This window comes from uncultured Tateyamaria sp. (genome assembly GCF_947503385.1).
In the GTDB taxonomy this organism is placed as follows: domain Bacteria; phylum Pseudomonadota; class Alphaproteobacteria; order Rhodobacterales; family Rhodobacteraceae; genus Tateyamaria.
Map to the genome: position 1 here is coordinate 374,203 of NZ_CANNDO010000004.1, position 24,083 is coordinate 398,285.

Consider the following 24,083-nt stretch of genomic DNA (forward strand, 5'->3'; position numbering starts at 1 on the left):
CGAGAGGCGCGACATGATTGATCTGTATTTCTGGCCGACACCAAACGGGTGGAAAGCGTCCATCGCGCTTGAGGAGTTCGGCCTGCCCTATCGCACGCATCTGGTGGACATCTCGGCGGGTGATCAGCACAAACCTGCATTTCTGGCAATCTCGCCCAACAACCGGATGCCTGCCATTGTCGATCCTGATGGCCCGGACGGCGCGCCCATCTCGATATTCGAAAGCGGGGCGATCCTGCAATATCTTGCCCGCAAGACAGGGAGATTTGCCGGTGCGACCGAGCGGGACAGGGTCGCTGTCGAACAATGGTTGATGTGGCAGATGGGCGGCATCGGGCCAATGGCAGGTCAGACGCACCACTTTCTGAAATACGCGCCGCAAATGGGCCATGACATCCCGTATGCCAAGGACCGCTACCGGAACGAGACCGCGCGGCTATATGGCGTGCTGGATCGGCAATTGGCCAAGCAGGACTATGTGGCGGGCGACTATTCGATTGCCGATATGGCGATCTGGCCTTGGGCGTCACTGTGGGAGGGTCAGGACCAGACGCTGGACGACAAGCCACATATGGCGCGCTGGCTCAAGGCGGTGGGCGACCGCCCGGCTGTCCAACGGGGGCGCGCATTGCACGCGGAGAAACGGAAAACGCAGCACGACGCCAAGGGGCAGGCAGCGCTCTTTGGCAAAAAGGAGTGAGCCTGCGTCGGTGCTGTCCGGTAGACTGGCGCACAACGGCTGGCTTAGCGCCCCCCCTGTGCGGACCTGAGACCGCGCCGAGACGTCAGCTTTTGGATTCTGTCTCGTCCTCGATCAGGTATCCCTGAAGCGCGGTGATCTGCCAAAACAGGAACGCGATCAGCGCGATGGGAAAGGCAAATGTCTCGATCTTGACCCACGCATCCGTGGACATCGTACGCCAGATCACCTCATTCGCGACGGCAAGTCCCGCAAACATCGCACACAGGCGGCGCGTCAGGATCATCCAGCCCTCATGGCGCATCGGCATCGCGTCGTTGAGCACATAGGCCAGCCAGCTTTGACCGCGCGCCAAACCAATGCCCAGCAGCAGCGCGAAAAAACCGTAGACGATGCTTGTCTTCATCTTGAAGAACCGCTCGTCATTGAACCACGCCGTCAGCCCGCCAAAGAAGATGACCATGAACGCCGTGAAGATTTGCATCCGGCTCAGCTTGCCCGTCAGCGCCCACAAAACGCCCATCGCCACCAGCAGGATCGGAACAAAGATCAAGGTGGCCACGATAAAGCCGGAATATTCCGTTCCGCCAAAGGTGAACACGTCGTCCCGAATGCGCAGGTAAATCAGGAAAAAGACCACCGGCGGGCCCAGTTCCAGCACCTGTTTCAGCACCCCGTTGATCTCGCGCGCGTCGCTCATGCCTGCTTGCCTCTTATCCGCCCATTTCCACGATCACCGCACCCAGTGCGATCAGCGCCATCAGGGCAATTCTGCGCGGTCCTACCGTTTCTTTTAGTACCAGCCAACCGATAATGGCCGCAAACACCGTCGAGGTTTCGCGCAGCACCGCCGCCTCGCCCACCTTGTCCAGCCGTGTGGCCATCATGATGGAGCCAAAGCTGAAAATGGCAACGACGCCGCCAAAGATGCCCCGTAAGGCCAGTGGACCAAAAGCCGGCGGATTCGCCATACGTCTGTAACGGGCGTAAGCCACAGGCGGCATGAACAGCCCGTCGATAAAGAAAAACCACGCCAGAAAGGTAAATGGGTTCGCCGTGGCGCGGATCCCATAAGCGTCATAGGTCGTATAAAGCGCCACAAAAAGGCCAGTGAGCACCGCAAGGCCAAGAGCCATGGGCAGTGTGTCCCGCTCGGCTTGCAAGAAGATCAGATTGTACAGCGCGAGACCAAAGATGCCCGCCAGCAGCACCATGACCCCCATCCATTGGGTCAGCGTGAACGTCTCGGCAAAAATGATGTATGCGCCTATCACAGTGAACAGCGGCCCCGTGCCGCGCACCACGGGATAGACGACCGTGTACGCGCCTTTGGTATAGGCCCAGGCCTGGAGGCATTTGTAGACCACGTGGATCACAAACACGCCCGCAAAGATCGGCCACATATGCGGCTCGGGCCACGGCACGACAAACAGCGCAAAAGGGGCAGCCATCAGCCCGTAAGACGCGTCAATCGCCCCGCGTGTCAGCCATGGATCGTGGCGCCCCTTTTGCAGCGCGCCGAACACGGCGTGTAGAAACGCCGCCAGCAGGGCCAGCGCCAGCGCCACGCTATGGCCTGTGTCCGTCCCTTCGATATTGGCGAGCCATTGGGTCATGATCTGACGATCAGCGCCTGCGGCGAGCGGGGTTGGGGGCGCTGCCCCCCGGCCTGCGGCCTCCCCCCGTGGTATTTCTGGTCAGAAGAAACGTGGATCATTCCACCTCGAGCCCGGTCAGGGCTGCGGCAAACTCTTCGGGATCGAAAGGTGAGAGATCATCGATCTGTTCGCCCACTCCGATGGCGTGGATGGGCAGGCCGAACTTGTCGGCGAGGGCCACCAGAACACCGCCCTTGGCCGTCCCGTCCAATTTGGTCATCACAAGGCCGGACACGTCCGACACCTCTTGGAACACCTTGACTTGCGTGATGGCGTTTTGGCCGGTTGTGGCGTCCAGCACGAGGAGCGTGTTGTGCGGCGCGCTCTCGTCCTTTTTGCGGATCACGCGGACGATCTTGGCCAGTTCTTCCATCAGGTCACCGCGGTTTTGCAGGCGGCCAGCCGTGTCGATCATCAGCAGGTCCGCGCCGTCCTCCTGTGCCTTTGTCAGCGCGTCGAAGGCAAGGCTTGCCGGATCGGACCCTTCGGGCGCGGTCAGCACGGGCACACCGGCCCGTTCGCCCCAGACCTGCAATTGTTCGACCGCGGCGGCGCGGAACGTGTCGCCTGCGGCAATCACCACCTTTTTACCGGCCGCGCGGAACTGGCTGGCGAGTTTGCCGATTGTTGTGGTCTTGCCCGATCCGTTAACACCGACGACCAGCACCACCTGCGGGCGCTGGGGGTAGATTGGCAGGGGTTTGGCCACAGGCTCCATGATGCGGGCGATTTCCTGCGCCATCAGTTCCTTGACCTCGCGCACCGACAGTTTTCGGCCCATGCGCCCCTCGGCCATGTTGGCGGTGACGCGCAGGGCTGTGTCAACGCCCATATCCGCGGCAATCAGCAGCTCTTCGAGCTGTTCGAGCATGTCGTCATCCAACGTGCGTCGCACCACCGGAGCCGCGTCCTTGCGGCCAAGAATACGGCCAAGGATACCCGGGCTGGACGTCTGCGCAGGCGCAGGTTCGTCCAGCGCCGGGGCGATTGGGTCGAGCGCCATGGGCGCTTGGGTCTGCGCGACCGCTGAGGCCGCTTCGGACGGGCCCTCAAGGTCGCCGCGCGGTGGGATTTCCACCGGCGTGGGCGGCGCAATCGGTTCGGGCACAGGCGCTGGCATTTCGACCGGTATCGGCGGGGCGATGGGTTCTGGGACCGCTGGCGGCATTTCGACCGGCGTCGGATCAGGGATGGGGTCCCGTGGCGGTTCTGGCACCTCGGGGACCGGAGGCCTCTCCGGCTCGGGGTCCGGCAGGGGTTCGGGTTGCGGCACGGGTTCGGGCGCGGGCGCGGGCGGTTCTGGTACGGGCTCAGGTTCCGGTGCAGGCTCTGGCGCAGGCGGTTCTGGTTCCGGCGCGGGCTTTGGCGCTGGGGGTTCGGGGGCCTCTTCGACACCACCATCCTCGACAATCGCCTCCAGCCCCTCGTCGATCTTGGACGAGGATTTGAACAGCCGGTCCTTGAGTTTCTTGAAAAACGCCATGATGCCCCGATACTTGGTCCTGCGGTTTGACCTAATACGGGTGTGCGCCCATGAAAAGGTATGAGTTTTGGGCAAGCGTGATGCTGGTTGCCCTGTTGGTGTGGCCGCGCGGGGCGTTGGCGCAGGATCCGGGCACGCTGTGCTCGACCGGAGCATTGGGGCCTGTGGCCTGCATTCGCCCTGCCCACGTGGCGTTTGACACCTGCCAGCATATCGCGGGGGCAAGCCGCCGCCATTTGCTGGATGCCGGGTTTTTCGCGCGCCTTTTGTGGCAGGAAAGCCGCTTTGATCCCAATGCCGTCAGTCCGGTCGGGGCCCAAGGGATCGCGCAATTCATGCCGCAGACCGCCACGCGGCGCGGGCTGAGGGACAGCTTTAACCCCGCCGAGGCGGTGGAACGGTCGGCGCATTATCTGGGCGCGCTGCAACGGCGCTATGGCAATCCGGGTCTGGCTGCGGTCGCCTATAATGGTGGAGAACGGCGCGCAGACGGGTTCCTGCAAGGCGGCGGGCTAGCCCGCGAAACGGTTGACTATGTGCGCATCATCACCGGGCTGACGGCTGAAGCGTGGCGTGACACGCCCCCGGATACGCATGATTTCACGCTGGAAGGCGACGTGCCGTTTATGACCGCGTGCCCGCGCATGGCCGCGCGCCGCAAGGTCAGCCCACTGGGACCACCGCCCCCACGCTGGAGCCGGTGGGGCGTACAGCTTGGGTTTGGCGAGACGCGGGCGCAGGCCCAAGCCTCGGTCAAGCGGCTGACCCGGCGCTGTGCCCCGCAGGTGGCAGCGGAGCGTGTGGAATATGTGCCTGTGCAATCCCGCGTGCGCGGACGGCCCCCCTATGTGATGGGGCGCATCGGGCGTGCGGACCGCGAGGGGGCCGACAACCTGTGCCGCGACCTGTCGCGGCGCGGCTGCACCTGCCGGGTCTATCGCAACCCCGACTAGCCGCCGAACCCCGCCCATGGGATGAAGCGCACCGGATCGCCCCGCCGCACATGCAGCGCGGCATCCGGCAACTCGACCAGCCCATCGGCCCAGCTCAACCCGCTGATGCGCCCGGACCCTTCGGAGGCAAAAACCTCGACCGCGCCGCCGCGCACACGCGCCCGCAGGAATTCCCGGCGTCCAGCCTTTTTGCGCTTTTCAAAGGCTGCAGGCAGATCAAAGCCCCGTGGGGCGGTCCATCCACCCCCTGCCAGTTGCGACAAGGCCGGGGCCGCAAAGACCAGCGTACAGACAAGGGCGGCCACAGGGTTGCCCGGCAGGCCAAAGACAGGCGCACCGCCCCACATCCCAAGCGCCAACGGGCGTCCCGGCTTGATCGCCACACGCCAGAGCGCCATGGACCCGGTTTCCGCCAGCAGGGCCGACACGTGGTCTTCGTCTCCGGCGGATGCGCCGCCGCTGGTCAGGATGACATCCGCTTGGGTCGCGGCAGCCTCCAGAGCGGCGCGCAGGGCATCGCGGTCGTCTGGGACACGGCCCATATCGACCGGCTCATGGCCCAAGGCGGCGATTTGCGACAACAGCATGGGTCGGTTGGCATCATAGATCTGGCCCGGTGCCGCATGTGCACCCGCCTCGACCAATTCCGTTCCGGTTGACAGGATCGCGACGCGCAAGCGCCGCCGCACGTCGACCTGCGACACACCCGTCGCCGTCAACAGGCCCAGATCGGCAGGTGTCAGCCGCCGCCCCACCGCGGCGAGTTCCTGCCCGGCGGTCACGTCTTCGCCGGCTTTGCGGGTGTTGGCCCCGGCTTTGATCGGTCCGCTCAGGTGTACGGTGCCGTCCGTCACCGTCGTGTCCTCTTGCAAGACAACAGTGTCCACACCTTGGGGCAAGGCCGCACCTGTCAGGATGCGGATCGCTTGGCCCGCAGGCACCAGCACGTCCGGTGCCGCCCCTGCCGCAGCCGTTTGCGCGACCAGCGGCAGCGCGTGCGGCCCCGCGTCCAACCCACCGGCAAACCCGTAGCCATCCACAGCCGTATTGGGCAGCGGCGGATGCGCACGCACCGCGCGCACCCGCGCCGCGAGGATGCAGCCCGCAGCCTCCGACACGGCCCGCGTCTCAACCGCTGTGACCGGGCTTAACCGCGTACGCAAATCCTCCAGAGCGGCATCCACAGGCGTCCAATGCACGCCGGGTGGCAAGGCGAAACAATCATTGCGCAACACCGGGCGTGCGTAGGCGGCAAGGATATCGGCGTGCCCTGCCCCCAATATCCACGCCTCTTCCCGCGCGTCAGACGGCACCTCATTCAGCCAGGCCGCCAGCGTCTCGTCCGGCAGGCGCGACAGGGCCTGCGCCAGCAACGCCACCTGCACCCTGTCGCGAATGGCATCCGTGCCTTCGGCGGCTTGCATCACCTCCTGCACGGCCGGTTCGATCAGACCCGGCCAAATCTCCGCCAGCACCACCGGCGTGGTGGCCGCCTCAAACGGCCAAACGGCCACGCCGTCTATCTGCCGCAATCGCGCCAGCATCGGCAGCCCCATCAGCACCTGACTGCCCACCGTTGGGGGAAAGGCCAGTTGAAAACAGCTCGATGCCGCCTGCGCAACGTGATCGCAGCGCCGCCGCTCCGCCACTTGGTCAAAGCGGATGTCCGCTTTGCGGTAGGGCACGCCGGGCCAGCGGTCGCGGTGGGTCTTGCCCCAGAAAGGGCCGGGCCCGTCAAAAAGCGCATTGAGCGCCTCAGCCACTTCGAAGCGGTTGTTTGCACCAGCCGGGTCGTCGGTGATCCGCGCCGCCAACCAGTCCCACAGGGCAAAGGGATCGTCCTGACCGGTCACAACCCGCGCCACACCGCGCGGATAGCCAAAGGGAAAATCGAAAGTCGCCAACAGCCTGCGCCCCGCAGCCTGTTCATCCCGGATCAGATCGGCGATCCACGCTTCTGCTGCGATGCGGTTGCGGTGGTACACCGGGTCTTCGGCCACGCCGTCGCGGGCGATACAGACCCAAATCGCATCCTTTGAGGGGCGTTCCGGGCTGCGCTTGCCCGCCGACCAATCCGCGACCAAAACGGTGTCAAATCCGGTCACAGCCCAACCTCGGCCAAAATGAAATCGGCGATCGCGCGGGTGTCGTTCAAATCGAATACGCGGCGATCAAGGGTCAGCGGCACGTCGCTGGCCACCGCCCGCACGGTCGCGTCTTCGGGCGCGATCAACGGATTGCCCGTCTCGGCCCGGTGCGCCTCGACTTTGGGATGCGCGTCGCGCTTGTACCCCTCGACCAGCACCAGATCGACCGGCGACAACCGGGCCAACAGATCATCAAGGCTGGGCTCGTCCGCGCCGCGCAGCTCTTGCATCAGCGCCACGCGCTGGCGCGAGGCCAACAGGACTTCGTTTGCGCCCGCCACACGGTGCCGGTGGCTGTCTTTGCCCGGATGATCCACGTCAAAGCTGTGATGCGCGTGCTTGACCGTCGACACCGAAAAGCCGCGAGCCGTGATGTCGGACACCAGCCGCTCCATCAGGCCGGTTTTGCCTGCGTTTTTCCAGCCCACAACTCCAAACACTCTCATAGCATCGCCTCGGCCCGAATCAGATCGTCCGGCGTATTCACGTTGAAAAACGCAGCCTCGTCCGGGAATTCGGCCACCTGCCCATTGTGTTGGTCGGTCCATTGAACCACCTTGCGCACGCCGCCCGTCAGGGCCGCGCGCAGATCATCGCGCAGCGCCACAGGCCAGAGGCCAAATGTCGGGTGGCGCGCCATGCCCCGCTTGGGGTCGGGCGTGGCGGCCAGCGCCAGCGGGTGCGCCATGCCTTCGGCTGCCATGCGCAGCCGGGGCACGAGGTCACAGGGGAAAAACGGCGTGTCTGCGGCGGCGGTCACGATGGTATCGGCGCCACGTGTCGCCGCCCAATCCAAACCGGCCAGCACCCCTGCCAGAGGGCCTGCAAACCCATCAATGGAATCGGCAATCACCGGCACACCGAGATCGGCAAAGCGCGCCGCATCCCCATTGGCATTGAGCGCCAGCCCCAACACCTGCGGATCGAACCGGGCAATCACATGGTCCAGCAGACTGCGCCCGCCCAGCATCAACCGCCCCTTGTCGCCGCCGCCCATCCGGGTGGCCTGCCCACCCGCAAGGATCACCCCCAGCGGCGCGCTCATTCGGCGGCCCCGGCCTGCGCATCGCGCACAAGGTTGCCGTCCCCGCTCAGACACACAAAGCGTTCACCGCGCATCCGCCCGATCAGGGTCAGCCCCACGGCTTGCGCAATCTCCACACCCCACGCGGTAAAGCCCGAACGCGAGACCAGCACAGGAATGCCCATCAACGCCGTTTTGATCACCATTTCCGAGGTCAGCCGACCGGTTGTGTACAGGATCTTGTCCTCCGCCCCGGTGTCCGTGGCCGCCATCCAGCCCGCCACTTTGTCCACCGCGTTGTGGCGGCCCACATCCTCCATGTAGACCAGCGGGCGGTCGCGGTGGCATAGCACAGTGCCGTGGATCGCCCCCGCCTCAAGGTACAGCGACGGCGTTCGGTTGATCACATGCGCCAGTGTATAAAGCCACGAGACATGCACCGGCACCTGCGGCAGGTGCACACCCTCCAACCCCTCCATCATGTCGCCAAAGACGGTGCCCACGGCACAGCCGCTGGTCCGCGTCTTTTTCTTTAGCTTTTCTTCGTGGTTCGTGGGGCGGTCGGTGCGCACCACCACGGTCTCAAGCTCTTCGTCATAGTCGATGCCCTTGACCCGCTCGTCCGAGGCCAGCATCCTCTGATTGCGCAGGAACCCCAAGGCCAGATAATCGGGATAGTCCCCGATGGTCATGGCGGTCACGATTTCCTGCCCGTTGAGGAAAATGGTCAAAGGCCGCTCTTCGACCACTTGCGTGGTCACAGCCACGCCGCTGGCGTCATGTCCCTGCACCGCGCGCGTCAGCCGCGCCGCGGACGGGTCGGGCGCGATAATGTAGCCATCCGTTTTGCCAGCCTGAGCCAATTGCATCCCCCTCGTCGCACAGCTAAGTCATTCGAAGACCGACAATAGAGCCCGTCCATGACAACGACCACCACCAAATCCGCCTACCTGGCGGGTCTGCGCGACGGCGCGCCTTTCGTCTTCGTTGCGGGACCCTTTGCGGTGCTCTTTGGTGTGCTCGCGACCGAAGCGGGGTTGAACCTGTTCGAGGTCATGACCTTTTCGCTGGTTGTGATTGCAGGGGCGGCGCAGTTTACCGCACTGCAACTGATGCAAGACAACGCACCCACCGTGATCGTGCTGATTTCGGCGCTGGCGGTGAACCTGCGGGTGGCGATGTATTCTGCGGCGCTGACGCCCTATCTGGGCGCAGCGCCCCTGTGGCAACGGGTGTTCGTGGCCTACCTGCTGGTCGACCAAAGCTATGCGCTCAGCCATGCCCGGTTCGAGGCGGTGCCGCAGATGTCGGTGCCGCAGCGGGTGGCATATTACTTTGGAAGCTGCACGCTGGTGATGATCTTCTGGTTCGGATGCAGCTTTGCCGGGGCAGCGCTGGGGACGGCACTGCCCGCCGAGTTGCCTCTGGATTTCGCGCTGCCGATTGCGTTTTTGTCGATGGTTGCACCGATGCTGCGCACCCTGCCGCATCTGGCGGCCGCACTCACGGCGATCATTCTGAGCCTGCTGGCGGTGGAGGTGCCGCATTCGCTTGGCCTGCTGATCGGCGGGATCGGCGGCATGATCGTGGGCGCACAGACCGAACTGTGGCTGAAAGGCAGGCACGCATGATCGACCAAGGCACACTTTGGACGGTGATCATCGGCCTTGGCGTGGGCAGTTTTCTGCTGCGCTTTGCGTTTCTGGGCTTTGTCGGGGACAGACCACTGCCCGACTGGATGCTGCGCCACCTGCGTTACACGGCGGTGTCGATCCTGCCCGCGCTGTGCGCGCCGCTGGTCGTCTATTCCGGCCAGGACGAGGCGACGGAACCCTCGCGACTGGCCGCGGCAGTGGTGACGCTGGTCGCAGGCGCGCTCAGCCGGAATGTGTTTGTCGCGATCGGATGCGGAGCGGCGACACTCTTTGCAGCGGTCTATCTGCTGGGCTGACGGGACGGTGGGCGGGGCGTCTTTGCGCACGGCGCAAAGAGCGTCCGGCCAGCGTCAGTCGGGAATCACAATTCCCTCGACACCGTCGATGATGGTGCCATCGTCATCTTCGTAATACCGCTCTTCGATGACACCGGGGCGACCTGACATCTGTTCCATCAGGTTGGTCGGAAAGAATGTCTGCTTGATGTCGCCAAACCCCGGAACCTGACGCAGCAGACCGGTGGTCGCATTGGTACAAAACGCACCGGCAACAGCGCCGTTCTGCTCGGCCAGCCGCAGGGCAATCTCTGCCTGCTCCGGTGTGACTTCGATGGTTTGCGTCACCACGTGAAAGGTCAGCCGCGCGTGCGCGCTTTTGTAGCCTGCCAGAACCGCAGGGCTGACACCGTACAAAACGTCTTGCTGTTCGGGCACACGTTCGTTGGTGAACGATCCCGCTGGGTCAAAGATCACCCGCTGACTGCCGTTGATCATCAATGCGGAATGCGCGCCCCGCCCCGACCGGTTGCTGACCATCGTAAACAGCGTCAGCGTTGCAGGCCCCGGCGCGCGATAGGCTGACCGCTTGATCCGGTCGTCAGAGGCATAGGGAATGTCCGGCGCCTCTGCACATGCCGCAAGCATCACACACACGCCAAGCGCGCCAAACGCACGTACCACCATCACACCAGTCCCCCGACCTTTCCCTTTTGATCAGGAGATGAACACCGCCATGCCGATCAGGACAACCAGAATCGCAACCACTGACCAGGTTGTGAAAGACACGAAACCGTCGAACATCTTTTCATGTTCCTTGACGTCCATGTCGCCATGTTTGTGCTCTGCCATGTCATGTTCCCTTTCCGTATTGGCTTGGCCGCCGATTAGCCTATCCGCGCGGCGCTGTCACTGCGTCTTTGTCGCGCGGGTCCGAAGATGATTCGAGGTCCTGCACCAGCCGGAACCCGATGCGCGTTGGTTCCGCCTTTTCCACCGACTTGGGCAAGGCGCGCAGCATCACGCTCAACTGGCTGACATGCTGCACCAACTGCGTCTTGGAACCCGTTGGATCAGAACCATAAAATGTGATGATATCAGGATCGAAATACCCCATACCCTCGATCCGCAGGATACCGGCATCCCCACCGGTGAACCCCATCGCGACCTCATGTTCGTTATCAAGGCTCTCTTCGAAGTTCTTGATATAAAGGATCATTCTTTCGTAAGCCCACTGTGCCGGGCTTTTCTTTTCGGTTGGCGTTTTCTTGACACCGGCAGGCAGGGGCTGGTCCGCCGCGTTGCGCGCTGACGGGTCGGAATGCACCTCGTGCTGGCGGGGAATCGCGTGCCGCTCCGCCACTTCGGCTGTCGTGCTGATCTCGTCGCTCATCGCTCACTCCGCCCGCTGATACACCCACGCCCCGTCGTCGCGGCGCGTCCGAATGGCGCGCCCCTCCTGATAAAGGTGGGACAGATGGGCGATGGCTTCAACCAGCGCGAGCCCATATTCGCCGAGCCCGATGGTCCGCTTGAACAGCGGGGCAAAGCAGTCGCCCGCCGCCTTGGGCGTGTCGAGGAATTTCAGCAGCCGGTCCAATGCCCCGTGATGATTGTCGATCAACTGCCGCATCCGCGTGGGCAGCCCGGTAAAGGGCAGCTTGTGCCCGCCCAGCACCAGATGATCTGCGCGCGCCAGCCCCTGCAAGCGTTCGCACGCCTCCAGCCAGTCCCCGATGGGGTCGGCCATCGGCTCGGTCGCGTAGACCCCGATATTCGGGCTGATGGAGGGCAGGATCTGATCCCCGGCCAGCACCAATTCGTCATCCCGGCTCCAGAACGTGGCGTGTTCGGGGGCGTGACCATTGCCGATATGGATGTCCCATGTCCGCCCGCCCATGCTGATCGTGCCGCCCTGTTGCAGCCGCGTATACCCCAGCGGCATCGGCGCCACGATATCCCCAAAGTTGAACGGCCGCTCTTTGGCCCTTTGGTCCAACATCGCTTGGTCCATGCCCGCGCTGCGCCAGAACGCCAACGTCTCTTCCACCGGTGTATCCTGCACATCCAGCGTCAGCATCCGCGCCATGAGCCACGCCGTGCGCGTCATCAGCAACTCAGCGCCCTGTTCGGTCTGAAACCACCCCGCAAGCCCCACATGGTCCGGGTGGTGATGGGTCACCACAACGCGGCGCACGGGCTTGCCACCCATTGGGCCTGCCATCAGCCCCTCCCACATTTTGCGGGTCTTGCCCGAGGCAAAGCCGGTGTCGATCACTGTCCAGCCGTCGCCGTCATCCAGCGCGTAGACATTTACGTGGTCCAGCTTCATCGGCAGCGGCAGACGACACCACAGCACGCCCGGCGCCACCTCGATCGCGGTGCCGTTTTCGGGTGGTTCCGCCCACGGGTATCTGAGGCCGGTGGGCGGGGTGTCTTTCATCAGGCGGCGAACTCTTCCGGTGTCAGTGCATAGACGTCGTAATCGCCCGCCTGCGCCTGCGCAAGCAGGCTGTCATGTTCTGGCAATAGCCGCTGGATGTAAAAGCGCGCCACCTTTTCATGCACGCCGCCCTGATCGTTCAGCGCAGACATCAGGTGGATATGGCCGCCCAGTACACGGGCAAAGGCTCGCAGATAGGGCACCGCCCCGGCAAACCGGACGCGGTGGTTGTTCGCAATCAACCACTCCGTGGTTTCACGCAGGCTTTCGCTCGCCTGCCAAACGGCTTCTGCCATTTTGGGGAACGTGCTGCGCGCCGCTTCCGCAGCCGTTTCGATCTCGTCAAAGATGCGCGACGCCGTCTCGCCGCCGTCCATCATCTTGCGCGCCACAAGGTCCATGGCCTGAATGCCGTTCGTGCCTTCGTAGATCGTGGTCACACGCACGTCACGCGCATATTGCGCGGCCCCTGTTTCCTCGACAAAGCCCATGCCGCCGTGGACCTGAATGCCCATGCCCGCCACTTCGTTGCCGATATCCGTGCCGAAAGCCTTGGCAATAGGGGTCAGCAGCGCGGCGCGGGATTTCCACTTTTCGTCACCTGTCGCCGTGGTCATGTCGATCGCCACAGCGCACATGAGCGCGATGCCACGCGCCGCGTAAGTGTCGGCGCGCATGGTCATCAGCATCCGGCGCACATCCGCGTGGTCGATGATCGCCCCCGTCTCGCCCTCGGTGCGGCCCTGTTTGCGGTCGAGCGCATAGGCCAGCGCGTGCTGATAGGCCCCTTCGGCCGCGCCCACGCCCTGCCCGCCCACACCGAGGCGGGCGTTGTTCATCATTGTGAACATGGCCGCCATGCCGCCGCCTTCGGGCCCGATCAGCCAGCCCTTGGCGCCGTCATATTGCATCACGCAAGTGGGCGAGCCGTGCAGGCCCATCTTGTGCTCTAGGCTGACCACTTTCAGACTGTTCGCCACACCGGCATTGCCGTTTTCATCCGGAATGTTGCGCGGCACAAGGAACAGGGAAATCCCCTTGGTCCCCGCAGGTGCGCCCGGCAGGCGCGCCAGCACCAGATGGCAGACATTGTCGGTAAAGTCGTTGTCGCCCCACGAGATGTAAATCTTCTGCCCCGTGATGGCGTAAGTCCCGTCGCCATTGTCCTCGGCCTTGGACGACAGCGCGCCCACGTCGGATCCGGCCTGCGGCTCGGTCAGGTTCATCGTACCGGTCCATTCGCCGGAAATCAGCTTGGGCAGGTACAGCGCCTTGATCTCATCGGAGGCGTGATGCTCCAGCGCCTCGATCTGGCCCTGCGTCATCAGGGGCGACAGTTGCAGCGACAGGCAGGCCGCGCTCATCATCTCGTTCACCGCCGTGGTCACGGACATAGGCAGGCCCATGCCGCCGTATTCAGGGTCTGCCGCCATCCCGACCCAGCCGCCTTCCGCAATGGCCCGGTAGCCCTCGGCATAGCCGGGCGAGGTGCGCACCACACCGTTTTCCAACCGCGCGGGATGCAGATCGCCGGGGCGTTGCAGTGGGGCCATGATCTCTTCGCACATCTTGCCCGCTTCGGTCAGGATCGCGCTGGTCAGGTCGTCCGTCGCTTCGGCAAAGCGGTCAGTCGCGGTGACCTGCGCGAGGTCCACCACGTGATCGAACAGAAAACGATAATCGTCTACAGGGGCGCGGTAGGTCATGGCGGCGGTCTCCGGGACAGTCTTGGCAAGCGTGTGCGACGCGCGTAAAGGGGCGTCTTTGATGCCAAGATGCGGGGGCGCACCGGTCGCCGCAACTCAAACGCGGCGTCACAACCTGACGGAAGACGCGTGGCGCATGAAAAAGACGCAGCTGCTGGACACATCCGCGACCGGCCTTGAAACAGCCGCAGACCTGTTGGCGGACGGCGCGCTGGTCGCCTTCCCAACCGAGACGGTCTACGGCCTTGGCGGCGATGCCCGCAATCCACAGGCCGTGGCCCGGATTTTTGAGGCCAAGGGCCGGCCCAGCTTTAACCCGTTGATCGTACACGTGCCGAATATGGCCGCCGCCGAACGTATTGCGGTGTTTGACGACACGGCCCGCGCGCTGGCGGACGCCTTTTGGCCCGGGCCTTTCACCATGGTGTTGCCGCTGGCCCCGGATCACGGCATCGCATCGCTGGTCACGGCAGAGTTGGACACGGTGGCCGTCCGCGTGCCCGCCCACCCGGTGGCACAGGCACTGCTGGCCGCATTTGGCGGACCGCTGGCCGCCCCCTCCGCAAATCCGTCCGGGCAGATTAGCCCCACCACCGCCGCCCATGTGCTGTCGGGCCTTGGTGGCCGCATCGCTGCAATCGTCGATGGCGGTGCCTGCGCCGTGGGTCTGGAATCGACCATTGTCGGCGGAGCGCCTCTGGCGCTGTTGCGGCCCGGCGGTGTGCCCGTGGCCGGGATTGAGGCGATCACCGGGCCACTGGCGCCGCCAGATGCGCAGATCACCGCACCGGGGCAGCTTGCCTCGCATTACGCGCCACAGGGACACGTCCGGCTGAACGCCACACAGGCTCGGGAGGGTGAGGTGATGCTGGGCTTTGGTCTGATGGAATGTGACGTAAACCTGTCAGAAACGGCTGATCTGGCGCAGGCCGCCGCACGGCTGTTTGATGCGTTGCACGTTCTGGATGCCACCGGGCGCGACATTGCCGTGGCCCCCATCCCGGAGCACGGTCTGGGTCAGGCCATCAACGACCGTCTGCGGCGCGCGGCAGCACCGCGTTAGGCCCGGCCTGCTTCACCCGACAGACCCAGCGGGTCAATCCCGACGCTGCGCACAGCGGCCAGCCATTTCTCGTCATCGTCAGTATCAAACACCAGCGCCGGGTCGCTTTCTGCGGTCAACCAGTCATTGCGCGCAATCTCCGCCTCAAGCTGACCCGGCCCCCAACCCGCATATCCCAACATCGCCAGCGCAGGTTCCGGCCCCTGCCCGATGGCCATATCCTCAAGAACATCCAGCGTCGCGGTCATCGCAAATGCGTCCGTTACGTCCAGAGATTGCAGGCGCGACCGATAATCAGCCCCGTGCAGGACAAAGCCGCGCTGCACCTCCACCGGACCACCGAAATGCACCTTTTTTTGCCGCAGCTTGGTGGCGCAGCTGATGTCCAGCTGGTCCAGAAGGTCGCCCAAAACCATTTGCGGCGCGGGCTTGTTCACGATCAGCCCCATCGCGCCATCGCCCGAATGGGCGCACAGCAAGATAACCGACCGGTCAAAGCGCGGGTCGCCCATCGCCGGCATCGCTACGAGCAATGTGCCGGTCAGGTTCATTTTTTCCGGGTCCGCCATGTGCTGCCTCTTGGTCCTTGTCGTCAGGATGCAGTGCCGTCGCCGGGGCGGCAACCCTCTTGGTCCGGGCAGGCGGCAGGCGGCCCACTGAATCGTGAGTTGGATTTCATCACCGGACAGGTCATCTATCGCCCATGACCCGATTGAACCGTCTTTTGTCCGGTGCCGCGCTAGCCGCGCTGACAGCCCTGCCGATGCCCGCTTCTGCCGGGGATTTCGATCCCGTGACCGCAGAGGTGTTGCAGGGCTGGACCCTGCCGGACGGGCGGCGTGTGGCTGCGGTGCGGCTTACGCTCGAACCGGGATGGAAGACCTATTGGCGCGCCCCCGGCGACGCGGGCATCCCGCCGCATTTTGACTGGAGCCGCGCGCGCAATATTGCAGATGTTGATGTGTCATGGCCCACGCCGTCGGTCTATCACCAGAACGGGATGCGGTCGCTTGGCTATACAGGGCAGGTGGTCCTGCCCATGCACATCACCCCGAAACGCAGTGGCGCGCCGGTGCGCCTGCGCACCAAGATGTCCATCGGCGTCTGTGCCGAGGTCTGTGTGCCCCACACCCTGCATATCGACGCGATGCTGGACAGCGCGGACCTGAGCCCGACACCGGCCATCGTGGCGGCCCTGTCCGATATGCCCTACGCCGCCGATGAGGCCGGCGTAGTCAGCGCGGCCTGCCGCATGGCACCCACCGAACACGGCATGTCGATAGAGGCACATGTGACCCTGCCCCACACCGGCGGCACCGAAGTGGCGGTGATCGAACCCGGCACGCCCGGCGTCTGGGTGAGCGAGGCGCGCACCGCCCGGCAGGGTGACACGGTTGTGGCCGTCAGCGAGATGATCCACCCCGATGGCGGTGCCTTTTCCATCGACCGCTCAAACGTGCGGATCACGATCCTCGGGGGTGACTACGCCGTCGACATTCAAGGCTGCACCGCCGCCGGTTAGGCCGCGCGCGCCGCGCGCCACCGCATGATCTGATAGCCGAGGCCCGCCAGCACATAGGCCACAAACCCAACCGCAATCACCCCGCCTGCAAACAGGCCAAAGGCGACGGGCACGATGCTCTGGTCCGGCAGCGGCGGCAAAAGCGCCGCCAACTGCGCCAGCAGACCGCCTGTGGCCATCGTGTAGCCCAAGGTCAGCCCGAACCAGACCAGCACAACGGCCCACAGCGCCAAAAGGCTCCAGCGCAGGCCCGGTGCCGGGGCCATCATCCCCCGCCGCATCGCTTGGATCAGACGGCTCACGTCGTGCTGCACGGCAACCAGCGCGGGCACCACCAACAGCACCAGCACCATGCCAAAGCCAAGGCCATAGACCAGTGTAATCACCGTCGGTTTCAGGAACTGCGCCTGCTGCGAAGTCTCATAGAGCAGCGGCGTCATCCCCAGCACCGTGGTCAACGTGGTCAGCATCACGGGCCGCAGCCGGTCCGCCGCACCATCAATGATCGACGGCACCAGCCCGCGTTCGGCGGCGTATTCGTCGATGGTCGTCACCAGAACGATGGAATCGTTGATAATAATCCCGGTCATGCCCAGCAACCCCACCACGGTGAACATGCTGAGCGGCACGTCCCACGCGTGGTGGCCATAGATTGTGCCCACAAGGCCAAAGGGGATGATCGCCATCACCACGATGGGCCGGGTCCAACTGGAAAACACCCATGCCAGAACAAGGTAAATGCCGGTCAGACACAGGATCAGCCCGGTGCCGGATTCGCTCAGAAACTGGTCCTCCTGCTCGCTCAGCCCCGCCTGCCTGTACTCGACCTGCCGGTTTGCCGCGATCTCCGGCAGGATGGTTTCGCGCAGTGTGTCGTCGATCAGCGTGGCGCGCGCCGGGTCGTCTTCGGAAATGTCGCCTGTGACCGAAATCAGGCGCAGACCGTTTTCACGCCGGACGGTGGAAAATCCGGTGCGCCGCTCAACGCTCACGATATCGGCAAGGGGCACATATTCGCCATCAGGCGTGCGCATCTGCGTCCGGTCCAGAAAATCGGCTGTCAGCTCGCCCTCGGGCAGTTCAACCCGGATTTCGGCACTGCGTGGTCCGTCCGGGTAAGTCGCGGCCTCAATCCCGTTCAGCCGGTCGCGCAAGGCACGGCCCAACGTGTCGATGGTAAAGCCCAGTGCCTGCCCTTGGGCCGTCAAATCAAGGATCAACTCCTCCTTGTCATAGGCCAGATTGTCCTCGACCGCGCTGACCTCCGGGTATTGCGACATAGCCCGCTTGAGGTCTTCGGACGCGGCCTTGAGCGTGTCGCTGTCTGCGCCAAAGAACGCCACATCCAGCGCATCGCCCCCCGGTCCCGACCGCCAGCCGCGAAAACTGACCGTCTCAGCCAGCGGGTGGCGCACCACAGCGTCCTGCAACTCCGCCACAAAGGCGAATGACGAATAGGGCCGCAGATCGGCGTCGATCAACTCGATAGAGATACCGCCCAGCAGATCATTGTCCTTGCTGTCCGCGCCGCTCAGGCCGCGACCCGCATTGCCCCCGATCTCGGCAATGACATAGTCGATGGGGTTGCGGCCATAACGTGCCTCATAATCGGCGCCCAGCGCGTTGGTTGCCCGCTGCATCTCGCGCATCATGTCCAGCGTGTCGGCGCGGGTTGCGCCTTCGACCATGGCGAAATTGCCCGTGACCGATCCGCGTTCCGGCGCGTTGAAAAAGCGCCATTGCACGTCGCCATTGATGAACAGGGTCACTTGCGTGGCCAGCACCACAACCACGCCCGCCAGCACCGCATAACGCGCAACGATCACACCGGCCATGAACGGACGGAACAGGCGTTCGCGGATCCACATGAACACGCCGTTGACAAGGGTTGAGGGCAGGTCGAGCCCGTCGCGGCCCATCGCTGTAAGCCACGCCAGTTTGCGGGCGCGCGGCTGCACCAGAAACAGCGCCGCAACAATGCCCGGCCCGATGGCGAGATAGGGCATGATGGCCTGCCAGTTCACCATGGCGTCCGGCCACAGGACAAAGGCCACAGCCCCGGTAAACGCCCCGCTGAGGCCCAGAATGGCCAACACCGCCACCGCCAGACTGACGCGGCTGAACCGGGGTTTGTCCACGGCGGACAGGGCATGGCCCATATGATGGGGCAGGATCAGGAAGCATTCGACGAGCGATGCGATCAGCACCATGATCACCGTATAAGGGATGTCCGCGATCAGATCCCCAAACCGTCCACCCACGGCCAGCAGACCAAAAAAGGCGATGACCGTGGTCATCGTCGCCGCAAAAACCGGCATGGACATGCGCCGCGCAGCATTCTCGGCGGCGGTCAGCGGGTCCTCGCCATAGGTGCGATAGCGGTGATCGGCATGTTCGCCGACGACGATGGCGTCGTCCACCACGATCCCAAGCGTGATGATCAGCCCAAAGAGCGACACCATGTTGATGGTCAGACCGGCCAGATACATCAGCGCGATGGCGGCAAACAGGGCCACGGGGATACCCGCCGCGACCCAAAATGCTGTACGCGCATTAAGGAACAGGAACAGCAAGGCAATGACCAGCCCCAGACCGACAACAGCGTTGTCGATCAGGATGTTGAGCCGCGCCGTGATGGATTCCGCCCGCGTGCGGATCAATTCAATGGTGACACCGGGGGGCAGCGTGGCCTCCAGCGCGTCTGCGATCTCCTCGACCTGTCCCTGAATGGCGATGGCATCGCCTTTGTTGGACCGGTCCACACGGATCGACACTGCCGGATTGTCACCCACAAAGTAACTGCGGTCCCGGCTGGCCCCCAACTGCGTGACCGTGGCCACGTCACGGATGCGCAGCTTGGATCCATCGGAGTTGGACCGCAGCACGATGCCGCCGATTTCCACCGGCGTGCGTTTCTGTGTCCCGGTCCGCACCCGCGCGTTGGCTCCTGTCACGTCACCTGCCGGATCGGCATCCACCTCGCCCGCGATGGCCGCTGCAATCTCGGCCATGGTGACGTCGTTGGCGATCATTTGCAGCGACGGGACCTCTACCATCGTCTGCGGTGCGGCCACGCCCCGGATCGTGGTCCGTGTCACCCCTTCGGAGAAAAGCCGCGCCACAAGTTCGTCCGCAAACACGCCCAGTTGTTCCGGTGATACAGGTCCCGTGATCACCAGATCGGTCACCCGGTCACGCCACGCGCCGCGCCGCACGGTCGGCTCTTCGGCGTCTTCGGGCAATGTCGTGATTGCATCGACCGCCGTCTGCACGTCATCCGCCGCCCGGCCCATGTCCCATCCCGGCTCGAACTCCAGCGTGATGCTCGCGGACCCTTCGGTTGAGCGGGCAGAAGAGCTTTCGACCCCTTCGACCGACAGCAAACCCGGCTCCAGCACCTGCACGATGCCCGCATCGACATCTTCGGCCCCTGCCCCGTCCCATTGGACAGAGACGCTCACATTGTCGATGATCACATCCGGAAAGAACTGCGCCCGCAAGTTCGGGATCGACGCGATCCCGGCCACCAGCATGACCAGCAACAGCAAGTTCGCCACCGTGCGGTGCCGCACGAAATACCCCAAAATGCCCCCGGCGGATGACGGAATGCCAAAGGGACGCCGGGCCATGACCTAGCCCCCCATCCGGCTTTCCAGCCGTGCGACCATGCCCGCAGGCACGCGGTCCTCGCTCAGCCGGGCCAGCACGCGGGCCTTGGCCTCGGCGGGCATCCTCTGGTTGCCCTCGACAAAGGCGACAAGGCGCGCGCGCCGCTCTGCCGTCAGCTCCACCATCTCGGGCTCGGACGGGGCCGCATCCGTGGGCCGCAAGGGCCGCACGCGGATGCCCGCACCAAGCAGCGGCGAACGCGCCTCAACCACGTCACGACCGGCAAGGTTCCGCCCGCGCACCAGCACGTCGTCGCCCTGACGGCGCAACAGTTGCACCTCGACCGCTTCCAGCCGATCCTCTTCACCCAGCACCAGCACCGTGCCCTGCGCATCCACCGCCGAGGCGGGCAGCCGGATCACCTGTTGCAGCGGCGGTTCTTCGACCTGCACAGTCACGAAATCCCCCGGTTTGAACCCCGGCGCCGCATCCAGCCGGGCAAAGACCAGACGCCCGGTCTGCGTCTCGCCCACCCCCGCACTGGCGCGGCTGATCACACCGCGCGCCGTCAAATCCACGCCAGAGACGTCCAGAATGGCCTCGACCTGCGCATTGATCAGGTTCCCTTCGGGTCCCAGAATGCGCGAATACTGCGCTGTCGATACGCGAAACGACACCTCCAGCGCGCCGGGGTCGATCAGATCGGCGAGTTTTTCATTGGCGGCGATCAGACGTCCCTGCACCACGTCCGTGGCGCTCAGCGTGCCGTCAAACGGGGCGGTGACGGTGGTGTCGTCCAACATCCGCTGCGCGTCGTCGAGCGCGATGCGCGCGCGGGCCAGCCGCGTCTGCGCCTGATCCACCCGCGCCTCTGCCTGCGCCACCGCCAAACGGCGCGACAAGACCGACTGGCGCGCGCTGGCCGCGGACAGTTCTGCATCCTCCACCGCTGCGGCGGTGCCCACGCCACGGCTCGCCAGATCCTGCTGGCGGACAAAGGCGCGCTGGCGCAGATTGGCCTGATCCTGTGCCGCCGCCTCTTCGTCGCGCGCAAGGATCAAGCCGCGCTCGGCGTCCCGCACCTCGGCCTCCGCATCAAGAAGGTCGGCCTCTGCCCGCTCCATGTCGGCCTGCGCATCGGCAGGATCAATGCGCAACAGAACCTGCCCCGCCGTGACCTCACCACCGTCTTCGAACACATCCGACAGTTCGATCACACGGCCCGTCGCGGCGGCACGCAGCTCAAGCGTGCGGCGGCTGCGCACCTCGCCAAAACTTTCCAGCACCGGCGTCTCGGTCCTTGGTTCGGCGCGCACAACGCTGACGGCAAACACCCGTTCCCGCGCGGGCGGCTTGGTCTGTTCCAGCGCCAATTGCGCCTGAATGGCGCTGCCCACCATCTGCACGGCAAAAGCCAGCAGGCCCAGCGACAGGGCCGCCAGCACCAATCCCATCAGGCTTTGTCGCAAAAAACGCACGAAATTCAGGCCTCTATCCATTGCGGCTAAGCGTTCTCATAACGTAGGGCCGCGCCAGAATATACCAAGCAACAATACTGTTACGCAAAGCCGCGCTATTTCCGTCGCTGATGTTCGTCCAGACGTGGCAAAATTTCCACAAAGTTGCAGGGCCGGTGGCGGTAATCGAGCTGGCGCGCCAGAATTTCGTCCCAGGCATCCTTGCACGCGCCCGGACTGCCCGGCAGCGCAAAGAGGTACGTGCCATTGCGCACGCCGCCCGTGGCGCGGCTTTGAACCGCGCTGGTCCCGATCTTTTGCATCGACACCATGGTGAAGACAGTCCCAAAAGCGTCGATTTCCTTTTCGTAGATGTCGCGATGCGCCTCGACCGTCACATCGCGCCCGGTCAGCCCCGTGCCACCGGTGGACATCACCACGTCAATCTTGGGATCGTCGCACCACTTGCGCAGCTGTGCGGCAATCTGGTCGCGCTCGTCTGGCACAATTTTCCGGTCGGCAAGGGTGTGCCCCGCATCGGTCAGGCGCGCCACCAACACGTCACCCGAACGGTCATCGTCCAGATTGCGGGTGTCGCTGACCGTGAGGACGGCAATTCGAATAGGAATGAAATCAAGGGTTTCGTCGATACGGCTCATGTGCGCTCCAGAATGGCAAGACGGACGGCCAACGCACCAAAGACACTGGCCGAGATATAGTCCAGCACGCGGCTGCCCTGCGCCAGCCTGCGCCCGGCGCCACTTGCGAACACGCCCACCGCGCCGTTGATCAGGAACCCGCCCAGCGCCATCAACGCGCCAAAGATCAGGAACTGCACCAGCACGGGGCCCGCGGCGGGGTTCACGAATTGCGGCACAAAGGCCAGCACGAACAGGATCACCTTGGGGTTGGTCAGGTTCACGACACAGCCTGCGCGAAACGCCCGGCGCGGGGTGGCCGCAGTGACCTCGGCGCGGCTGTGGTGGCGCAGGGTCTGCACCGCCAGCCACAGCAGGTAGGCCACGCCAATCCAGCGGATCACCTCGAACGCCGCAGGCACCGTGGCCACCAGCGCCCCAAGGCCCAGCCCCGCAAGCCCCGTGTGGACAAATGCGCCCAGCGATATGCCCGCGCTCGCAGCCATCGCCGCCCGTGGTCCGGCCCGCAAGCCTTGTCCCAGACAGAACATCATGTCGGCACCGGGCGTCAGGTTCAGCGCCAGCCCTGCAGGGATGAACGCCAGCAAAAGGACGGGATCAACCATCGCGCAACCGCGCCTTGAGGCTGAGCAGGTCCGCCCACGCCTCGCGCTTGGCGGCCGGGTTGCGCAGCAGATAGGCCGGGTGGAACATCGGGATCGCAGGCTTGCCCTGTGCTTGCGTCCAGTCGCCGCGCAGCCGGGTGATGCCCCGTTTGCCCAGCAGCGCCTGACAGGCATGGTTGCCCACGATCACGAGCACATCCGGGTCCGCCAACGCGATGTGGCGATACAGAAACGGCTGCATCATCGCGATCTCTTCGGGCTTGGGGTCGCGGTTCTGCGGCGGACGCCACGGCAGCACGTTGGTGATATAGACGGACGCCTCGCGGCTCAGGTCAATCGCGCCCAGCATCTTGTCCAAAAGCTGCCCCGCCCGGCCCACAAACGGCTTGCCCTCGCGGTCCTCGTCCCGTCCGGGCGCTTCGCCCACGATCATCACCCGCGCGCCCGGCACCCCGTCTGAAAAGACGAGGTTGCGCGCCCCCCGCTTCAACTCACAATGCGCATACCCCGCCAGTGCCGCCTTCAAGGCAGGCAGATCCTGCGCCGCCTCTGCTGCCGCACGGGCCACCGCCACCGGGTCCTCGGAACGTGGTGCGACCGGCCCATCCGGTGCGACTGTGGCCGGTACAGGCTTGGGCGCAGGCGGCGGCACGTCATAGCGGTTGACCGGCGCATCCCCGATACACTCGTCCGCGCCCAGTTCCACCTGCCAGGCCAGCGCCGACAGCGCCGCGTGATATTCAACCGAATCCATATCGCACCCTAATCCAGTTGCGGCCAAAGCTGAATTCCTCCTCGCGCCCCGCCCCGTCTCTGTCCGCAATAAATCCCCCCAGAGGGCCGATCCGCCACCTGCACCCCACGCAGCAAGCTGCCGCGATTTTCCCGCTCATCACAGGAGAAAATTCAAACAAAGACATGCTGTTCTTGTGTCGTGACGCCCGGACGATCTCTGCCATCATTTTTAGCTTCAGAAAAAATTGGCCGGAGATTGAAGAAAAACCTGTCCGTCGTCAGGGTTTTTGGTGCCAATGGCGGCCTAAACTAAGAGAGAGTTTGGCTCATCTGGTTGGCTTGATGATGCGGCGTGCTGTCGGTGATGCAAGCGCCGGGCTTCGAGTGTC

25 protein-coding genes are annotated in these 24,083 nt (G+C 64.4%); 7 read left to right on the forward strand and 18 right to left on the reverse strand.

Translation table 11 applies throughout. The features are described from left to right. Positions 1-13: 13 nt before the first annotated feature. Positions 14-700 carry a glutathione S-transferase N-terminal domain-containing protein gene (locus tag Q1A85_RS15685; protein WP_299691368.1) on the forward strand — a complete coding sequence of 229 codons (687 nt, stop codon included), beginning with the start codon at positions 14-16 and terminating at the stop codon, positions 698-700. 85 nt (positions 701-785) lie between these two features. On the opposite strand, the gene Q1A85_RS15690 is transcribed toward Q1A85_RS15685, so the two are convergent. The 3 genes from Q1A85_RS15690 to ftsY form a co-directional block, all read right to left on the reverse strand. Further along, positions 786-1,400: an inner membrane-spanning protein YciB gene (locus tag Q1A85_RS15690; RefSeq protein WP_299691371.1), complete on the reverse strand. Its 615-nt coding sequence runs from the start codon at positions 1,398-1,400 to the stop codon at positions 786-788. A gap of 13 nt (positions 1,401-1,413) precedes the next feature. Further along, the gene (locus Q1A85_RS15695) at positions 1,414-2,316 is read right to left on the reverse strand and encodes an EamA family transporter (RefSeq protein ID WP_299691374.1); all 903 of its coding nucleotides are present in this window, start codon (positions 2,314-2,316) and stop codon (positions 1,414-1,416) included. Positions 2,317-2,413: 97 nt separating this feature from the next. Then, positions 2,414-3,841, reverse strand: a complete 1,428-nt coding sequence (gene ftsY / locus Q1A85_RS15700; RefSeq protein WP_299691377.1) for a signal recognition particle-docking protein FtsY — start codon at positions 3,839-3,841, stop codon at positions 2,414-2,416. Positions 3,842-3,891: 50 nt separating this feature from the next. Here ftsY and Q1A85_RS15705 point away from each other — a divergent pair, with 50 nt between their 5' ends. After that, positions 3,892-4,794: a lytic transglycosylase domain-containing protein gene (locus tag Q1A85_RS15705; RefSeq protein WP_299691380.1), complete on the forward strand. Its 903-nt coding sequence runs from the start codon at positions 3,892-3,894 to the stop codon at positions 4,792-4,794. Here the strand turns inward: Q1A85_RS15705 and glp are convergent. From glp to Q1A85_RS15725, 4 genes are read right to left on the reverse strand one after another with little or no spacing between them, the layout of a single operon-like run. Continuing rightward, positions 4,791-6,899, reverse strand: a complete 2,109-nt coding sequence (gene glp / locus Q1A85_RS15710; RefSeq protein ID WP_299691383.1) for a gephyrin-like molybdotransferase Glp — start codon at positions 6,897-6,899, stop codon at positions 4,791-4,793. The two genes, Q1A85_RS15705 and glp, sit on opposite strands and share 4 nt — an antisense overlap. Then, a complete protein-coding gene (gene mobB, locus Q1A85_RS15715; RefSeq protein WP_299691386.1) occupies positions 6,896-7,387 on the reverse strand; it encodes a molybdopterin-guanine dinucleotide biosynthesis protein B in 492 nt (163 codons plus the stop codon). The genes glp and mobB overlap by 4 nt, the downstream gene beginning before the upstream one ends. Beyond that, the gene (gene mobA, locus Q1A85_RS15720) at positions 7,384-7,986 is read right to left on the reverse strand and encodes a molybdenum cofactor guanylyltransferase MobA (protein WP_299691389.1); all 603 of its coding nucleotides are present in this window, start codon (positions 7,984-7,986) and stop codon (positions 7,384-7,386) included. Before mobA ends, mobB begins: the two co-directional genes overlap by 4 nt. Continuing rightward, a complete protein-coding gene (locus Q1A85_RS15725; RefSeq protein WP_299691392.1) occupies positions 7,983-8,834 on the reverse strand; it encodes a formate dehydrogenase accessory sulfurtransferase FdhD in 852 nt (283 codons plus the stop codon). The genes mobA and Q1A85_RS15725 overlap by 4 nt, the downstream gene beginning before the upstream one ends. A gap of 51 nt (positions 8,835-8,885) precedes the next feature. Here Q1A85_RS15725 and Q1A85_RS15730 point away from each other — a divergent pair, with 51 nt between their 5' ends. Together Q1A85_RS15730 and Q1A85_RS15735 are read left to right on the forward strand one after the other, a co-directional pair. Then, positions 8,886-9,596, forward strand: coding sequence for an AzlC family ABC transporter permease (locus tag Q1A85_RS15730; RefSeq protein ID WP_299691395.1), 711 nt, complete (start codon positions 8,886-8,888; stop codon positions 9,594-9,596). Next, entirely contained in the window at positions 9,593-9,916 is a 324-nt protein-coding gene (locus Q1A85_RS15735) for an AzlD domain-containing protein (protein ID WP_299691398.1), read from the forward strand. Before Q1A85_RS15730 ends, Q1A85_RS15735 begins: the two co-directional genes overlap by 4 nt. 54 nt (positions 9,917-9,970) lie before the next feature. Here Q1A85_RS15735 and Q1A85_RS15740 read toward each other — a convergent pair whose 3' ends face one another. The 5 genes from Q1A85_RS15740 to Q1A85_RS15760 are packed head-to-tail and all read right to left on the reverse strand — an operon-like array spanning position 9,971 to position 14,044. Then, positions 9,971-10,582, reverse strand: coding sequence for a hypothetical protein (locus Q1A85_RS15740; protein ID WP_299691401.1), 612 nt, complete (start codon positions 10,580-10,582; stop codon positions 9,971-9,973). Between the two features lie 30 nt (positions 10,583-10,612). Further along, positions 10,613-10,747 carry an aa3-type cytochrome c oxidase subunit IV gene (locus Q1A85_RS15745; protein ID WP_299691404.1) on the reverse strand — a complete coding sequence of 45 codons (135 nt, stop codon included), beginning with the start codon at positions 10,745-10,747 and terminating at the stop codon, positions 10,613-10,615. A gap of 40 nt (positions 10,748-10,787) precedes the next feature. Beyond that, positions 10,788-11,288, reverse strand: coding sequence for a DUF6173 family protein (locus Q1A85_RS15750; protein WP_299691407.1), 501 nt, complete (start codon positions 11,286-11,288; stop codon positions 10,788-10,790). Positions 11,289-11,291: 3 nt separating this feature from the next. Then, on the reverse strand, positions 11,292-12,338 hold the full coding sequence (locus Q1A85_RS15755) for an MBL fold metallo-hydrolase (RefSeq protein WP_299691410.1): 1,047 nt from the start codon (positions 12,336-12,338) through the stop codon (positions 11,292-11,294). Then, complete coding sequence (locus Q1A85_RS15760) at positions 12,338-14,044, reverse strand: acyl-CoA dehydrogenase (protein WP_299691412.1); 1,707 nt, start codon at positions 14,042-14,044, stop codon at positions 12,338-12,340. Before Q1A85_RS15760 ends, Q1A85_RS15755 begins: the two co-directional genes overlap by 1 nt. Before the next feature lie 136 nt (positions 14,045-14,180). Between Q1A85_RS15760 and Q1A85_RS15765 the strand changes: the two genes are divergently transcribed. Continuing rightward, a complete protein-coding gene (locus Q1A85_RS15765) occupies positions 14,181-15,107 on the forward strand; it encodes an L-threonylcarbamoyladenylate synthase (RefSeq protein ID WP_299691415.1) in 927 nt (308 codons plus the stop codon). Here Q1A85_RS15765 and Q1A85_RS15770 read toward each other — a convergent pair. Further along, positions 15,104-15,658: a YqgE/AlgH family protein gene (locus Q1A85_RS15770; RefSeq protein WP_299691476.1), complete on the reverse strand. Its 555-nt coding sequence runs from the start codon at positions 15,656-15,658 to the stop codon at positions 15,104-15,106. The two genes, Q1A85_RS15765 and Q1A85_RS15770, sit on opposite strands and share 4 nt — an antisense overlap. A gap of 152 nt (positions 15,659-15,810) precedes the next feature. Between Q1A85_RS15770 and Q1A85_RS15775 the strand changes: the two genes are divergently transcribed. After that, positions 15,811-16,629: a protein-disulfide reductase DsbD domain-containing protein gene (locus Q1A85_RS15775; RefSeq protein WP_299691417.1), complete on the forward strand. Its 819-nt coding sequence runs from the start codon at positions 15,811-15,813 to the stop codon at positions 16,627-16,629. Here the strand turns inward: Q1A85_RS15775 and Q1A85_RS15780 are convergent. From Q1A85_RS15780 to Q1A85_RS15800, 5 genes are all read right to left on the reverse strand, one after another. Further along, on the reverse strand, positions 16,626-20,258 hold the full coding sequence (locus Q1A85_RS15780; RefSeq protein ID WP_299691420.1) for an efflux RND transporter permease subunit: 3,633 nt from the start codon (positions 20,256-20,258) through the stop codon (positions 16,626-16,628). The genes Q1A85_RS15775 and Q1A85_RS15780 overlap by 4 nt on opposite strands. A 3-nt stretch (positions 20,259-20,261) precedes the next feature. Then, positions 20,262-21,716: an HlyD family efflux transporter periplasmic adaptor subunit gene (locus Q1A85_RS15785; protein ID WP_299691478.1), complete on the reverse strand. Its 1,455-nt coding sequence runs from the start codon at positions 21,714-21,716 to the stop codon at positions 20,262-20,264. A 95-nt stretch (positions 21,717-21,811) separates the two neighbouring features. Further along, positions 21,812-22,354, reverse strand: coding sequence for a molybdenum cofactor biosynthesis protein B (moaB, locus tag Q1A85_RS15790; protein WP_299691423.1), 543 nt, complete (start codon positions 22,352-22,354; stop codon positions 21,812-21,814). Beyond that, a complete protein-coding gene (locus Q1A85_RS15795; protein WP_299691426.1) occupies positions 22,351-22,959 on the reverse strand; it encodes a LysE family translocator in 609 nt (202 codons plus the stop codon). The genes moaB and Q1A85_RS15795 overlap by 4 nt, the downstream gene beginning before the upstream one ends. Continuing rightward, entirely contained in the window at positions 22,952-23,713 is a 762-nt protein-coding gene (locus Q1A85_RS15800; RefSeq protein ID WP_299691429.1) for a uracil-DNA glycosylase, read from the reverse strand. The genes Q1A85_RS15795 and Q1A85_RS15800 overlap by 8 nt, the downstream gene beginning before the upstream one ends. Before the next feature lie 164 nt (positions 23,714-23,877). Here Q1A85_RS15800 and Q1A85_RS15805 point away from each other — a divergent pair. Continuing rightward, a partial coding sequence (locus Q1A85_RS15805) for a hypothetical protein (RefSeq protein WP_299691432.1) occupies positions 23,878-24,083 on the forward strand: 206 nt, incomplete at its 3' end.